At 72.3% G+C, this 13,738-nt stretch carries 14 protein-coding genes and 1 pseudogene; 5 read left to right on the top strand and 10 right to left on the bottom strand.

Going from position 1 to position 13,738, the window contains the following annotated elements:
* Positions 1 to 34: 34 nt before the first annotated feature.
* Positions 35 to 514, bottom strand: coding sequence for a VOC family protein (locus tag ACZ9QC_RS40805; protein WP_472917732.1), 480 nt, complete (start codon positions 512 to 514; stop codon positions 35 to 37).
* Between the two features lie 221 nt (positions 515 to 735).
* On the opposite strand from ACZ9QC_RS40805, the gene ACZ9QC_RS40800 reads away from it, so the two are divergent.
* On the top strand, positions 736 to 1,392 hold the full coding sequence (locus ACZ9QC_RS40800; protein ID WP_472917731.1) for an ATP-dependent Clp protease proteolytic subunit: 657 nt from the start codon (positions 736 to 738) through the stop codon (positions 1,390 to 1,392).
* A complete protein-coding gene (locus ACZ9QC_RS40795) occupies positions 1,392 to 1,994 on the top strand; it encodes a ClpP family protease (RefSeq protein ID WP_319235579.1) in 603 nt (200 codons plus the stop codon). Before ACZ9QC_RS40800 ends, ACZ9QC_RS40795 begins: the two co-directional genes overlap by 1 nt.
* Positions 1,995 to 2,009: 15 nt before the next feature.
* On the opposite strand, the gene ACZ9QC_RS40790 is transcribed toward ACZ9QC_RS40795, so the two are convergent.
* Both ACZ9QC_RS40790 and ACZ9QC_RS40785 read right to left on the bottom strand, forming a co-directional pair.
* The gene (locus ACZ9QC_RS40790; RefSeq protein WP_472917730.1) at positions 2,010 to 2,357 is read right to left on the bottom strand and encodes a helix-turn-helix domain-containing protein; all 348 of its coding nucleotides are present in this window, start codon (positions 2,355 to 2,357) and stop codon (positions 2,010 to 2,012) included.
* Positions 2,358 to 2,437: 80 nt separating this feature from the next.
* Positions 2,438 to 3,028, bottom strand: coding sequence for a DinB family protein (locus ACZ9QC_RS40785; RefSeq protein WP_472917729.1), 591 nt, complete (start codon positions 3,026 to 3,028; stop codon positions 2,438 to 2,440).
* A 62-nt stretch (positions 3,029 to 3,090) separates the two neighbouring features.
* On the opposite strand from ACZ9QC_RS40785, the pseudogene ACZ9QC_RS40780 reads away from it, so the two are divergent.
* Positions 3,091 to 3,395 (top strand): annotated as a pseudogene (locus ACZ9QC_RS40780) (esterase); the annotation flags it as partial.
* A 31-nt stretch (positions 3,396 to 3,426) separates the two neighbouring features.
* Here ACZ9QC_RS40780 and ACZ9QC_RS40775 read toward each other — a convergent pair.
* Positions 3,427 to 4,740 carry a DUF6777 domain-containing protein gene (locus ACZ9QC_RS40775; RefSeq protein ID WP_472917728.1) on the bottom strand — a complete coding sequence of 438 codons (1,314 nt, stop codon included), beginning with the start codon at positions 4,738 to 4,740 and terminating at the stop codon, positions 3,427 to 3,429.
* A gap of 174 nt (positions 4,741 to 4,914) precedes the next feature.
* On the opposite strand from ACZ9QC_RS40775, the gene ACZ9QC_RS40770 reads away from it, so the two are divergent.
* Positions 4,915 to 6,201, top strand: coding sequence for a streptophobe family protein (locus ACZ9QC_RS40770; RefSeq protein WP_472917727.1), 1,287 nt, complete (start codon positions 4,915 to 4,917; stop codon positions 6,199 to 6,201).
* A gap of 347 nt (positions 6,202 to 6,548) precedes the next feature.
* Here ACZ9QC_RS40770 and ACZ9QC_RS40765 read toward each other — a convergent pair whose 3' ends face one another.
* The 5 genes from ACZ9QC_RS40765 to ACZ9QC_RS40745 all read right to left on the bottom strand — a co-directional run bounded on the left by ACZ9QC_RS40765 (position 6,549) and on the right by ACZ9QC_RS40745 (position 11,698).
* The gene (locus tag ACZ9QC_RS40765) at positions 6,549 to 7,850 is read right to left on the bottom strand and encodes an MFS transporter (RefSeq protein WP_472917726.1); all 1,302 of its coding nucleotides are present in this window, start codon (positions 7,848 to 7,850) and stop codon (positions 6,549 to 6,551) included.
* A complete protein-coding gene (locus ACZ9QC_RS40760) occupies positions 7,847 to 9,010 on the bottom strand; it encodes a PLP-dependent cysteine synthase family protein (RefSeq protein WP_472917725.1) in 1,164 nt (387 codons plus the stop codon). The genes ACZ9QC_RS40765 and ACZ9QC_RS40760 overlap by 4 nt, the downstream gene beginning before the upstream one ends.
* A gap of 75 nt (positions 9,011 to 9,085) precedes the next feature.
* Positions 9,086 to 9,598 (bottom strand): hypothetical protein, encoded by a 513-nt coding sequence (locus ACZ9QC_RS40755; protein WP_472917724.1) that lies wholly within the window; start codon positions 9,596 to 9,598, stop codon positions 9,086 to 9,088.
* Positions 9,599 to 9,735: 137 nt separating this feature from the next.
* A complete protein-coding gene (locus tag ACZ9QC_RS40750) occupies positions 9,736 to 10,203 on the bottom strand; it encodes a hypothetical protein (RefSeq protein ID WP_472917723.1) in 468 nt (155 codons plus the stop codon).
* Positions 10,204 to 10,363: 160 nt separating this feature from the next.
* Positions 10,364 to 11,698, bottom strand: coding sequence for a lysine N(6)-hydroxylase/L-ornithine N(5)-oxygenase family protein (locus tag ACZ9QC_RS40745; protein ID WP_472917722.1), 1,335 nt, complete (start codon positions 11,696 to 11,698; stop codon positions 10,364 to 10,366).
* A 120-nt stretch (positions 11,699 to 11,818) separates the two neighbouring features.
* Between ACZ9QC_RS40745 and ACZ9QC_RS40740 the strand changes: the two genes are divergently transcribed.
* A complete protein-coding gene (locus ACZ9QC_RS40740; RefSeq protein ID WP_472917721.1) occupies positions 11,819 to 12,766 on the top strand; it encodes a methionyl-tRNA formyltransferase in 948 nt (315 codons plus the stop codon).
* A gap of 42 nt (positions 12,767 to 12,808) precedes the next feature.
* Here ACZ9QC_RS40740 and ACZ9QC_RS40735 read toward each other — a convergent pair whose 3' ends face one another.
* Positions 12,809 to 13,735 (bottom strand): ABC transporter ATP-binding protein, encoded by a 927-nt coding sequence (locus tag ACZ9QC_RS40735; RefSeq protein WP_472917720.1) that lies wholly within the window; start codon positions 13,733 to 13,735, stop codon positions 12,809 to 12,811.
* Positions 13,736 to 13,738: the final 3 nt, after the last annotated feature.

The raw sequence follows: 13,738 nt of genomic DNA, 5'->3' as shown, positions 1-13,738 counted from the left end.
CGTGGCGCCCGCTTCCGCCTCCTGCTGCTTCGAGCTACTCGCCCGCGTACGCCTTGCGCAGGGCGGCGAGGTCGAACTTCCCCATCGCCATGAAAGCCGCGGTCGCCCGGGCCGCCTTCTGCGGGTCGGAGTCGCTGATCATGTCGATGAGTTCGGCGGGCACGACCTGCCAGGAGACGCCGAACCGGTCCTTGAGCCAGCCGCAGGGGCCGGGCTCGCCGCCCTCGGTGAGGCTGTTCCAGTAGTAGTCGATCTCGTCCTGGTCGGCACAGAGGATCTGGAAGGAGATGGCCTCGGTGAACTTGAACTCCGGGCCGCCGTTCAGTGCCACGAACTGCTGGCCGTTGGCCGTGAACTCCACGGTCAGCACGGAGCCGGCCGGCTGGGGCGCGCCCTCACCGTAGTGGGTGACCCGGCCGAGCCGGGAGTTCTTGAAGATCGAGACGTAGTGGGCGGCCGCCTCCTCGGCCTGGCCGTCGAACCACAGGCAGGTGGTGAATCCTTCGCTGGACATGTGCGCCTCCTCCGGCGGGGTGTGTCGTCTCCTGTGTCGACCGATCCTGGTCCCGAAACTCATCGGTGGCGCGGACGCGAGATGCGCCGGGTGAGGGCGCGCCGGGGGTGCTCTGCTGTCGGCGAATCTGCCATGGGCAGAGAAAGGCCAGGTGAGGGGTGGTTCACGGGGAGGGTGGAGTCAGCGGCCACCGCGGCCGCGTTCACCCATAGGGAGGAACCGTGGCTCCACTGATCACCGGCCGGCCCCCGCTGCTCGCCCCGCGCTCGGAGGAGGGCGACACCCCGCCCTCGCGCTTCGACGACCATCTCGCCGCACAGCTCCTCGCCCAGCGGATCGTCTTCCTCGGCACCCAGGTCGACGAGGTCTCCGCGAACCGGGTCTGCGCCCAGCTGCTGGTGCTGTCGGCGGAGGACCCGCGCACCGACATCAGCCTGTACATCAACAGCCCCGGGGGTTCGGTGACGGCGGGTCTCGCCATCTACGACACGATGCGGCTGATCCCGAACGACGTGTCCACGCTGGCGATGGGCTTCGCCGCGAGCATGGGGCAGTTCCTGCTGAGCGTCGGCACGCGCGGCAAGCGGTTCGCGCTGCCCAACGCGCGGATCATGATGCACCAGCCGTCGGCGGGCATCGGCGGCACCACCGCGGACATCGAGATCCAGGCGGAGAACCTGGAGTTCACCAAGCGGGCCATCGAGCGGATCACCGCCGAGCACACCGGGCAGTCCGAGGAGACGGTCTCCCGGGACGGCGACCGCGACCGCTGGTTCACGGCCGAACAGGCCCGGGAGTACGGGATGGTCGACCGGGTCGTCGAGTCGCTCGACGACGTGCGGCCGGCCTCCTCGCGTCGACGGATGGGACTGCAGTGATGGGGACGTACACGATTCCGAACGTGGTCGAGCGGACCGCGCAGGGCGAGCGGTCCTACGACGTCTTCAGCCGGCTGCTGTCCGAGCGCATCGTCTTCCTCGGCACGGAGATCGACGACGGGGTGGCGAACGTCGTCATCGCCCAACTCCTGCATCTGGAGGCGGCGATGCCGGACCGGGAGATCTCCGTCTACATCAACTCCCCCGGGGGCTCGTTCACTTCGCTGATGGCGATCTACGACACGATGTCGTACGTACGGGCGCCGATCTCGACCCTCTGTGTGGGGCAGGCGGCCTCGACGGCGGCGGTGCTGCTCGCGGGCGGGGACCCCGGCCGGCGGTTCGTGCTGGAGCACGCGCGGGTGCTGCTGGGGCAGCCGGCCAGCGGGGGCCGTCAGGGCACGGTCTCCGACCTCGCCCTGCAGGCCAAGGAGATGGTGCGGATCCGGGCTCAGGTCGAGCGGGTGCTCGCGCGGCACACGGGGCGTGAGGTCGCGGAACTGCGGGCCGACATGGACAGGGACAAGGTGTTCACGGCGGAGGAGGCGGTGGGCTACGGGCTGGCGGACGAGGTGCTGAGCCGACGGCCCGTGGGGGTCTGAGACCCCCACGGACCGTCAGGCGACGAGGCACAGGCCGTCGTAGGAGGCCTTGGGTGTGCCGCGGGTCAGTTCCCGCTGGGCCAGCGAGAGCAGGTCTCCCAGGCCCAGGCCGAGAGCCTGGGCGGCGGCCGCCAGGACCTCCGACGAGGCCTCCTTGCGGCCGCGTTCCACCTCGGAGAGGTACGGCATCGAGATGCGGGCCGCGTCGGCGACGTCCTTCAGGGTGCGCTCCTGGGCCAGGCGCTCCCGGCGGAGCACGTCGCCGACGAGGTCGCGCCACAGGGGTTCCTTGGCGGCCGGGCCGGCCGGCGGGACCGGGCGCAGGGGGATGACTCGGGCTTCGTTCGACGCGTGTTGGCTCACTTCTCCAGCCTAGGAACGGCGCACGGGAGGGCAAGGGGGCGGCGTTCCGCCCTGAGGGAAATCCGGGTCCGCGCCGGTACTCACTGGCCGATGCGGCCGTCTATGCGTTCGCGCAGGAGGTCGGCGTGGCCGTTGTGACGGGCGTACTCCTCGATCAGGTGGACCAGTACCTCCCGCAGGGCGATGGGCTCGCCGTCGTGGCGTCCGGTGACGGCCAGGTCGGGGGCCGCGGCCACGAAACGCTCGGAGAAGTCGACCTCCGCGCGCCAGGTCCGCCAGGCGTCGGCGACGGCCTCGGGGTCGGCCACGGCATCGTCGAAGTCCGCGTCGGGGTTCTCGCCGGCGCGGTAGTGGCGAGGCTCCGGCCGGCCCGCCAACGCCTCGCGGAACCAGTACTGTTCCACGCCGGCCAGATGGCGCACGAGCCCGAGCAGCGACATGTTCGACGGCGGCACCGCGCGCCGGGCCAGCGCCTCGGCGTCCAGGCCGGAACACTTCAGCTCCAGGGTGAGCCGTTGGTTGCGCAAGTACCCGACGAGCGTGGCCCGTTCCCCGTCGAAGCCGCCGTCGCCGCGCGGATCCTCGTCGGGGCCGACGAATCGGTCGCCCCACCCGGTCACCCGCTCCGGCAGCGGTTGTTCGTCAATCCGTGTCCCACGATGGTCGGTCATGCGGAGGAGCATCGGCCGTCCGCGCGTCGGTCCGCCACCCGTTTTCCGTCAGGAGACACAAGCGCGGCTCCGCCGCCGGACTGATCTCGACCGGCGCCAGGTCGTGGGACCAGGGCTCGGCGGGCGTGCCGGGCGCGGCGGAGAAGGGCGACAAGTGGGCGCCCAGGTCCGGCTGACCGACCCGAACGGCGACGGCCGCTTCGGGCTGCCGGCCGCAGCGCCCGGGGAGAACACGAACGACGGGCATGTCCGGGTGCTTTCGGCGGGCGCGGGCGGCATCACGGCGTCGGGGTCGTGGACGCACCACGCCGCTTCGCTCGGGGCATCCGCCGTGGACGCGCTGTTCGGGGCGGCGATCGACGAGTGAGTCGGACGGCCCGGGCCGGTCGGCGGACCTGTCACGAGTTCGGGGTGACCGGCTCCGGGCCACCGCGGAGGACCGCCGTGCCGGTCGTCGTGGTGTCGTCCGGCGCCGAGTCGTAGGTCTCGGGGCTCTCCGGCTCAGGCTCGGGCGCGGATGTGGATGTGGACGGTGTCACGGCGGACGAGGAGGGGCACGGGCTGGCGGTCGCGTCGGCCCCGGTGGAGTCGCACGGTTCGGGCGACTCGGTGGGCGGTTCCTCGGAGAACGACGTGGACGCCGACGGGGAGGGCTGGTCGACCGGCGGGCTGGTCTTCTTGTCCTTGCCACCGGTGTCGCCGGCGGGACGGGTGAACCATTCGTCGTGGTCGGGGTCGTAGAGGACGAAGACGTTGATGATCACCGTCGAGGGCTCGACGACCACCACGTTCCCGGCCCGGTACGACGGCCAGGAGTCGCCCTTCGGCTCCGGTGTGCTCTTCAGCGCGACCGGCGGCTTCAGCGGGTTGCCGCAGGCGCAGCGCACCCGGGGCACTCCCCGGTCGTCGACGAGGACCGCGGTGCCCGCCTGGAGGACGGCCTGGTAGCTGGTGGCGGCGCCGTCGCGGTAGCCGTGGTTGGTGACCCGGGTGTCCATGCGCAGCTGCACCGGGGTGAGCGACCGCAGATAGGCGGGTACGTCGGCGGACTCGACGCCGGCCACGGCGGCGAACGCGTCGTTCTTGGCGGGGTTCGCCCTGAGCACCTCGACCTGCTTCTCGACGTCGCAGCTGGCGACGTTGCGGGTACCGCCGTAGAGGCCGGCGGACGCACCGTCCACGGCGCGGGTCACGTTGGCCGGTTCGGACCGGGTCGGTGTGGTGGTGGGGGTCTCGGGCGGGGTGGAGCTGTCCGTCGCCGTCGACTCGGTGAACGGGTCGGGGCCGGACTTGCCGGCGGCCTGGAGGAACACCTCGCCGTCCGCCGAGCCGCCCGAGTCGTCGGAGCGGGTGAGGACGACCACCAGGACCACGGCGACGACGGCCGCGGCGACCAGGAGGGCGATGCGGGGCGCGGACCGCCACCACGGACGACCGGGGCCCGCGGGCCCTGCCCCGGAGCCGCCGGAGGACCCGCCGGGCCCGCCCGGCCCCTCAGGACCGCCGGGACCACCAGGTCCCCAGGGCCCGCCGGGTCCTCCGCCGGAGTCACCTGTTCCGCCTGCGCCCGAGGGTCCGCTCGGGGGTTGCGGTGGTCCCCCGCCGCTCGGATGGGAGGTGTCGGGTGGGGTGGGGCCGGGCTGCGACGGTCCGGACAGCGGGCCGGACGGCGGGCCGGTCGGGCGGCCGGAGGACGGTTGGTCGGCGCTCACAGGGCTTCTCCCGCCGTAGGGATCTGCGGCGATTCACGCCGATGATGGCGTTCTGCTCCACAACAGGCCCATTGTGTGCCCTGGTCCCGTGCACCCCGCAAGCCGAGGGGTGTCGGCGACGGGTCCCGCCTGCTCGCCGCGCGGAGTGCCCCGGCCGTGCTTAGCGTGGCAAGAGTGAGTCCCCAGACCCTGCGTCCGAGGCGAACGGCGTCATCCGGTCGGGCGGTCGCCCGCCACGGCTGGCTCCACGCCCTCGCCACCGTGCTGGCCGGGCTGATCGCGATGATCGTGACGGCGTCCCTCGGACTCTGGGCGGCGGGCGCCACGGACCTCCCTGACGGCGCGTTCCCCCGAGTGGTCGCGGCCACCGTGGTGACGGCGGTCGGCGGCACCGTCGAACTCTCCGGCGACGCCGGACCCCTCGCGGAGACGCGGGCGGGCCTGACCGTGGTCCCGCTGTCGGTGACCCTGGTCGGTGCGCTGGTGATCGCCGCCGGATTCCTGCGTCCGCTGCGGCATCGGGCGGTCGCGGGAGCGGGCGAACTCGCGGGCTGGGCCGCCCGGATCGCCGTCCTGTGGCTCGCGGCGCTGATCGGCCTCACGGTCGCGGCGCGCCAGAGCTTCGACGTCCCGCTCGGCGAGGTGGGCGACTTCTTCGGCGCCTCCGCCCAGGTGGGGTTCGAGACCGCCGTGGCTCCGACCCTGTTCTTCGGGCTGCTGTGGCTCGCCGGTGTCCTCGTCCTGGCACTGCTGGTCTCGCGCGGGGCGCCGCTCCCGGCGCGGCTGCTGCGGTTCCAGGAGTCGGTGCGGCCCGCCGCGTACGCGATGGTGGGTCTGCTGCTGGCGTACGTCGGCATCGGGCTGGTGATCGCGGTGGTGGTGGCGCTGACCCGAGGGCACGCCGCCGAGACGGCCGCGGTGATCCTGCTGGGGCTGCCGAACGTGATGTGGCTGGTCCTCACGATCGGCCTGGGCGTCACCTGGGACAGCCAGGTGGAGGGGCCCTTCGGGCTGCCGATGCCCAAGATCCTGGACGAGGTCGTGCGCGGACCCGATGTGTCGACGCTGAACCTGGGATCCCTCGCCGAGTACGACGGCCGGGTCTGGTGGCTGGTGGTCGTCGACGCCGTGCTGCTGACCGCCGCCGCGTTCGTGATGGCGGCCCGCTCCCCGGCCCGGGTGCGGCTGTGGCAGCACGGTGTGCACATGGCGGCCGCGCTCGCCCTCACCGTGCTGATGATCTGCCTCGTGGGCCGTATCTCCGCGCACTACGGACTGTCGGTCCTCGGCATCGGCGACCTCGGCGGCGACCTGGGCGGGGAGTTGTACCTGCGGCCCCATCTGTGGTCCGCGCTCGGACTCGCCGTGCTGTGGGGGCTCGGGACCGGGTTCCTGGGCGGGGTGTTGGCGAAGGGCGTACGACGGCGGGGCAAGGTCGACACGGACGCCGACCGCCCGTAGGCGGGGCGGCGGCGCCCCGGCCCGCTCCCGCGGCGGCGACCAGGGGGCGGGCGAGCGGGCGCGGCCCGCCACGGGCCCTCGGGGGCTCCTGGGGCGGGGACGGGCCGTCGCCGCCGCCCGCCGCCGGACACCGCGCTGCCGAGCATTCGGGAGCGGCCTAGGCATGTCCCCGGCCCAGGCCCGGTGGCCGCCGACCGCCTGTAGGTGGGGCTGCCGTCGACCGCCCGAGGCGGGCGGCCGCCATACGGCGGTCTAGGTGGGGCGGACGCCGTGCGGTGTCCGCCCCTTGTCGGCGGCTCAGGGCGTCGAGCGGTCGGGCCGGTCGGACGGTCGGCGCCGTCCGAGGGTCAGGCCGTCCGGACCGTCAACGGTTCCGGCGCGGGTGGCGCCAGCCGGCCCCCGCGGTGCAGGCCGTGCACGGACGCGGCGCAGCCGAGGCCGAGCGCGGTCAGTGCGAGCCACGGCAGCGCGGGCAGCCCGGCTTCCCGGGCGGCGTCCAGCGCGGCACCCGTGAGCAGGTTCCCCACGGTGATGCCGATACCGCAGACGGTGTTGTACAGCCCGTAGTGCGTGGCGACGAGCCGGTCTCCGCTGAGGCGGACGATGGTGTCCATCTCGAAGGGGTACGCGATCATCGTGCCGACGGCCAGCAGCAGCGCGGCCAGCGTCGGCGGGAGGGCCGCCGACAGCCACCGTCCCGGCCCGGCGTCGGGCACCGGCAGCAGTGCCGGCACGAGCAGGGGCACGAAGGCGGCGCCCATGACCGCCAGTCCCCGGACCAGCGCCTGGCCCGGCTCGTAGCGGGCCTTGCACCAGGCCGTCACCCGGGTCTGGCCGAGGACGGTGCTCAGCCCGGACACCGCGAAGAGCACCGCCACGGCCGCCGTGCCGAACTCCCCGTCCCCGCCCAGGCGTCGCACCTCCAGCGGCAGGGACAGATAGACCTGGAAGGTGAGGACGTACGAGCCGGTCATCGCGGCGGCGAAGAGCAGGAAGGGCCGGTTGGCGAGGATGCCGCGCCACTGGGCGAGCAGGCTCCCCCGGCTCTCGTCCCGCCGGGCCCCGTCGTCCTCGCGGTCCCGGGAGGGCAGCGCGCGGATCTGCACCACCGACAGCACGGCGAAGATGCCGGCGGCGGTGAGGCAGGTGACGCGGAAGTCGACGCCGGTGAGGACCATGCCGACCAGCGGGCCGAGGAGTATGCCCGCCTGGTAGAAGACGTTGAACAGGGCGAACGCCTCGACCCTGCGCTCCCCCGCCCCGGCCGCGAGGTAGGCCCGTACGGCCGGGTTGAACAGGGCGCCCGCGAGGCCGGTGGCGGCCGAGGCCGCCAGCAGGGCGGGCAGGGAGTCGACGAAGCCGAGGGCCGCGAAGCCGACGGTGCGCAGGAGGCAGCCGGCGACGATCAACGGCTTGTGGCCGAAGCGGTCGGCGAGTGCGCCGCCGACCACGAACATGCCCTGCTGGCTGAAGTTCCGTACGCCCAGGACGAGTCCGACGATCCAGCCGGCCAGCCCGAGGGTGCCGGAGAGGTGGGCGGCCAGGTAGGGCATCAGCATGTAGAAGCCGAGGTTGATGGTGAACTGGTTGACCATCAACAGCTGGACGGCGGGGTCGTAGGACCGTACCTGGGAGAGCGTCCCTTTCACGCGCCGTCCTCCTCACGGGCGGCGGGCAGGGCGAGGGGGTCGACCACGTCGGTGCATCGGGTCCAGCGGGTGACTTCCTTCTCGTCCGCGCGGCCGATCACCTCGGGTTCGAGTGCCGGTGGTCCGGCGAGCAGCCCGTGCCGGGCGCAGTACTCGTCGTCGTACACGGTGTCGAGGTAGCGCTGGGGGCCGTCCGGGAAGATCGCCGCGATACGGGTGTCCGGGGCCTCGGTGCGGGCCACCCAGCCCGCGACGAGAGCGACCGCGCCGACGCTCCACCCGCCGGTGGCGTAGTGGGACGCGGCCAGGAGACGGCAGGTCCGTACGGCCTCGTCCGGGGCGACCCAGTGGACCTCGTCGAAGGTGTCGTAGGCGACGTTGCGCGGGTGGATGCTGGAGCCGAGGCCGCGCATCAGACGGGTACGGGCGGGCTGGCCGAAGATGGTCGAGCCGACGGTGTCGACACCGACGATCCGGATGTCCGGGTAGAGCTGTCGCAGGACCCGGCCGACGCCCGCCGAGTGTCCGCCGGTGCCGACGCTGCACACGAGGGTGTCGATGTGGCCCAGCGCGGAGGCGAGTTCGAGGGCGAGCGGGGTGTACGCGGTGGTGTTGTCGGGGTTGTTGTACTGGTCCGGGCACCAGGAGCCGTCGTACCGGCCGAGGAGTTCGGTGACCCGGTCGCGCCTGGCCTGCTGCCAACCGCCCGTGGGATGCGGGTCGGTGACGATGTCGACGGCTGCGCCGTAGACACCGAGCAGCCGGGTCATGGACGGTTCGAGGCCGGGGTCGGTGACCAGCGTGACGGGGTGGCCGTACACCATTCCGGCCAACGCGAGGCCGAGGCCGAGGGTGCCGCTGGTGGACTCGATGATCCGCGCGCCGGGCCGCAACTCGCCCCGTGCGCGGGCCCGTTCGACCATGTACAGGCCGGGGCGGTCCTTGATACCGCCCGGGTTGAAGCCCTCCAGCTTGGCCCAGAAGCCGTGTCCGGCCGGGGTCAGCGGCTCGGACACGCGCAGGAGGGGCGTGTTGCCGACCAGCGCCGGGAGGGCCGACCGGCCGTTCGCGGCTGTTCGGTCGGTGAGTGCGGTCGAGGCGGGTGAGGTGAGGGGGACCGCCTCGGGGAGGGCGTGGGAGGTGGCGTTGATGGATCGCATGGTGTCGCTCTCGCTGGACGTTGATGGTCGCGTGCACGTGGCGGCCGCCGTAGGGGGAGGCCGCGGGCGAGAGGTCTAGATCCGCCACCGCGAGGTGCGCACCAACACGGTCCGGCCCGTACGGGAGTGTCGGCGTCGGTGCGGGCTGCGGCGCGCCGGCCCCGGTGGGCCCAGTGTCGCGGCCGTGATCGCGGCGAACAGGGGCACGGGATCGGTGGCGGGCGTTGGCTGGTGCGAGGTCTGGGCGCTCGGTGTCCGGAGGACGCCGCCGGTCAGGCACTCCTCGGCCGAGTGGTGGCCATGGGGTCCGTGCGGGGCCTCGGGTGCCGCCGGGGTTGCCCGGATCACCGAGGTTGCTGAGGTTGCCCGGGTCGCCGGGATCGCCGGGGGCGCTCCGAGCGTGACCCCGGCCGCCGGGATCGCGGTGACCACGGGGGCGTTCGCCTCGGACGAGCGGTGCGACTCGTCTGACGGCCCGTGCGCGAGGGCGCACAGGACGAACGCGACCAGCAGGAAACCGTGCACGAGGGCGGCGAGCGGTTTCGGCCGGGGCGAGGAGGCCGGTGCCCGCCGACGGGATGCGGGCACGCGGAAGTGGAGCGGCACGGGGGTCCTCCGGGCGCGCGCACGGCAGGCCCGGCTCGGCGGCGGGTGGGCCGGGAGCGGACGAGCGCGCGCTGATGCGGAACGGGGAGAAAACAGGACGGGACGGAGGAGCCCGGGGCCTAGATCTGCTGGACGACCAGTGCTCTCACGGCGGCTGACGACCGGTCGGACGGATGCGCCTCGCCGGCGTCGCGCGTGGACGGGGCACAGCCCGGTGCGACGACTTCGCTCACCGACACCGCGAATCTGGGCTGCGCCAGGGACGGACCCTGCTGCGGTTGCGCGGAGGCGCAGTGTTCGGCAGGGCTGTCGACGCCGTGGCCGCCGTGCCCTCCGGGCCGGTCGTGCGGGTCGGCGGGAGGCCCGACGAGGGCCTCGACGACCGCGGCCGGGGAGACGGTGGACGGCACGTCCCCACCGTGGGGCGGGAGTTCGCTCGTGCCGGTCGCGGGGGTCACGGCGCTGGTCGTCCCGTGTCCACCGGCGCTCTCCGGGGTCGCCCCGTGTGTCAGGGCGACGGCGAAGAGCACCACGGCGAGGCCGAGCACGCGCAGCAGCGGGCCCGCGAGAGCGCGGGCCCGAGCCATGCGTCGAAGTGGCCGAACCGTCATCACACCGTGATGCTAACGCGCCCTGGAGGTCGATCGTCCGGATCTGCGGGTGCGCGGCGCCAACGCGCCAAGCAAATGACCGGTTTGCTGCGGCGAGCGGCCGCCCCCGGCATCGGGGGCGCGTCGCGACGGGTCCTCACCCCTCCGCTGCCGCCGGGACCGCCGCACGGCGGGCGAGGAGGGAGGCGCAGATCTCCCCGGCGCGTACGGCGGTGGTGGACAGCAGGGTGGAGGTGAGGCCGTGGGTGTGTTCGGTGCCGCCCTGCAGATAGATGTCGGCGGTGACATTGGAGTTGGTGGTGACCCGGTGGTCGCGGCCGACCATGAGGGCGTCCTCGTCGTCGCGCAGACAGAGTTTGCCGATCTCGCCCAGGTCGTCGCCGACGCCCCGGGGCCGGTAGCCGGTGGCGTAGACGAGGAGGTCGGAGGAGAGGACCTCGCGCTCCCCCGTCGGCAGGAACTCCACGGTCACCTTGACGTCCTCGGGGCCGTCCTCGACCTCGCGCAACCGGGAGACGTTCATCATCCGCAGCCGCTCCCGGCCCTGGACCTTCTCCTGGTACATGGACCGGGACAGGGACTCGATCAGATCCATGTCCACGACGGAGTAGTTGGTGCTGCGGTGGTAGTCGAACAGCGACTGCTTCACCTCGCGGGGCGCGCCGTAGTACAGGTCGACGGCCTCGGGGTCGAAGATCTTGTTGGCGAAGGGGCTGTCGTCGGCGGGCGTGTAGCCGTACTTGGCGAAGACCGAGCAGATCTCGGCCTCGGGGAAGTTGCGGTGGAGGTAGTCCACGGCCTCCGCCGCGCTCTGGCCCGCGCCGAGGACGATTGCGCGGCGCACCGGCCGTCCCGTGCGCACGACCTGGTCGACGCGGGGCAGCAACTCACTGTTGTGCCAGACCCGTTCGGACAGGTCGGCGCCGGGCGGGAGATGCGGCTCCAGGCCGGTGGCCACGCAGATGCTGCGGGTCCGGCGGACGGTCAGGCTGTCGGGGTCGCCGGGGACGCGGCTGGTGACGTCGAAGTAGCGGATCTCGCCGTCCCGGGTGACCGGACGTACGGAGACGACCTCCGAGGAGTACTCGACGAGGTGCGCGACGCGGGCGGCCGCCCACTCGAAGTAGTCGTGAAACTCGATGCGCAGCGGGAAGAGCGTCTTCAGATTGAGGAAGTCGACGAGACGGCCGCGGTCGCGCAGGTAGCACAGGAAGCTGAAGTCGCTGGTGGGGTCACGCATCGTCACCAGGTCCTTGAGGAAGGACACTTGCATGGTGGCGTCGTCTATGAGCATGCCCCGGTGCCATCCGAACCGGGGTTGTCTCTCCAGGAATCCGACCCGCAGTGCGTCCTGCGTACCGGAGGCCACGGAGTGTTCGTGCAGTGCGATGGCGAGTGCGAGATTGGACGGGCCGAACCCGATCCCCAGTACGTCGTAGATGGAATCCGCCCCGGTGTGCAGCGTCGTCACCGCGTCATCTGCCTTTCATAGAAGGGGTCACAGAGTCTCCAAGCCGGAACACAGCCTCCCCCAAGCAGAGCCATGTTAGATAAGGTAAGCCTTACCTAGCAACGGCTGAGGAGGGCTCATATGCGGGTCGTCATGTTCGGGTACCAGACCTGGGGACACCGGACGCTGCAGGCACTGCTGAATTCCGAACACGAGGTGGTGCTGGCCGTCACCCATCCGAAGAGCGACCACGCGTACGAGAAGATCTGGAACGACTCGGTGGCCGATCTCGCCGAACAGCACGACGTGCCCGTGCTGTTGCGCAACCGGCCGGACGACGACGAGCTGCTGCGCGTGCTCAAGGAGGCCGAGCCGGACCTCATCGTGGCGAACAACTGGCGCACCTGGCTGCCGCCGGAGATCTTCGATCTGCCGCCGCACGGCACGCTCAACATCCATGACTCGCTGCTCCCCACCTACGCGGGCTTCTCCCCGCTCATCTGGGCGCTCATCAACGGCGAGCCCGAGGTCGGTGTCACGGCCCACCGGATGGACGCCGAACTCGACATGGGCGATGTGCTGTTGCAGCGTTCGGTGGCGGTCGGGCCGCAGGACACGGCGACGGATCTGTTCCACCGCACGGTCGATCTGATCGGCCCGCTCGTCACCGAGTCGCTCGATCTCATCGCCTCCGGCGAGGCCGTGTGGACGCCCCAGGACCGCTCGCGGTCGAGCTTCTTCCACAAGCGGTCCCTGGAGGACAGCCGGATCGACTGGACCTGGCCCGCCGAGGACCTGGAGCGGTTCGTACGGGCCCAGTCCGACCCGTATCCGAACGCCTTCACCCACCATCGGGGTCAGCGCCTCCGGATCGTCTCGGCCGCCGTGTCCGAGGGCCGTTACGGCGGCACGCCGGGGCGGATCTTCATCCGGGAGGGAGACGGTGTCGTGATCGTCGCCGGTGCCGAGGCGCGCTCCGGGCGGCTGCCGGGGCTGGTGGTCAAGCGGGTGCGGACGGAGGACGGCACGGAACTCGCGGCGACGGACTACTTCCGCACGATGGGCGGCTATCTGACGGCCCGTCCGTGAGCTCGGGGCACCGCCGGCCGCGTCGGCCGACGGTGCCCGGTGTCAGCCGGCGGTGCCCGCGACGGGTACCGCGTCCGCCTCCGCACCCTCGTGGTGACGGCCCATCGGGATCACCATGGGCGTGCGGCTGACGGGGTCCTCCCCGACCACGCAGCGCAGCCCGAAGACGTCCTCGACCGTCCTGGCGGTGATGACGTCGGCGGGGGCTCCCTGACCCGCTATCCGGCCGCCCTTCATCGCGACGATGTGATCGGCGTACCGACAGGCCTGGTTGAGGTCGTGCAGGACCATGACGACGGTGCGGCCCTGGTGCCGGTTGAGATCGGTGACCAGGTCGAGGACGTCGATCTGGTGGGCGAGGTCCAGGTAGGTCGTCGGCTCGTCCAGCAGCATCACCGGGGTGCCCTGGGCGACGGCCATGGCGATCCAGGCGCGTTGCCGCTGTCCGCCGGAGAGTTCGTCGACGGGACGGTGGGCGAGGTCGCTCATGGCGGTGGCCCTCAGGGCCTCGTGCACGGCCTCCTCGTCGCTCCGGGACCACTGCCGCCACCAGGTCTGGTGCGGCGAACGTCCGCGCCCCACCAGGTCGATGACGGTCAGGCCCTCGGGCGCCACGGGCGTCTGCGGGAGGATGCCGAGCCGCTGGGCGAGGACCCGGGTGGGGATGGAGTGCACCGAGCGGCCGTCGAGGTGGACGGTGCCCGCCTTGGGGGTCAGCAGACGGGCCAGCGCACGCAACAGGGTCGACTTGCCGCAGGCGTTGGCGCCGACGATGGCGGTGACCCGGCCCGTCGGGATCACCAGGTCGAGGTCCTCCACGACGATCCGGTCGTCGTAGGCGAGGCACAGACCCTCGGCACGCAGTTCGGGACCGTCGACGGGACCGCCCGCACGGGAATCGGCGAGGGAATCGCCGAGGGCGTCGGCGCGGACGTCGCGCTTCGTGGTCGGCTCGTCCTTCGATGACACGTC

The organism is Streptomyces sp. HUAS MS02 (genome assembly GCF_055702265.1).
This window is presented reverse-complemented; position numbering and strand designations above follow the sequence as displayed.

What these genes read in the sequence shown, in the direction of transcription:
- ACZ9QC_RS40805 (WP_472917732.1), bottom strand. Translation starts at nt 514, where the DNA reads ATGTCCAGCGAAGGATTCACCACCTGCCTGTGGTTCGACGGCCAGGCC.
- ACZ9QC_RS40795 (WP_319235579.1), top strand. Translation starts at nt 1,392, where the DNA reads ATGGGGACGTACACGATTCCGAACGTGGTCGAGCGGACCGCGCAGGGC.
- ACZ9QC_RS40785 (WP_472917729.1), bottom strand. Translation starts at nt 3,028, where the DNA reads ATGACCGACCATCGTGGGACACGGATTGACGAACAACCGCTGCCGGAG.
- ACZ9QC_RS40760 (WP_472917725.1), bottom strand. Translation starts at nt 9,010, where the DNA reads ATGCGATCCATCAACGCCACCTCCCACGCCCTCCCCGAGGCGGTCCCC.
- ACZ9QC_RS40750 (WP_472917723.1), bottom strand. Translation starts at nt 10,203, where the DNA reads ATGGCTCGGGCCCGCGCTCTCGCGGGCCCGCTGCTGCGCGTGCTCGGC.
- ACZ9QC_RS40740 (WP_472917721.1), top strand. Translation starts at nt 11,819, where the DNA reads ATGCGGGTCGTCATGTTCGGGTACCAGACCTGGGGACACCGGACGCTG.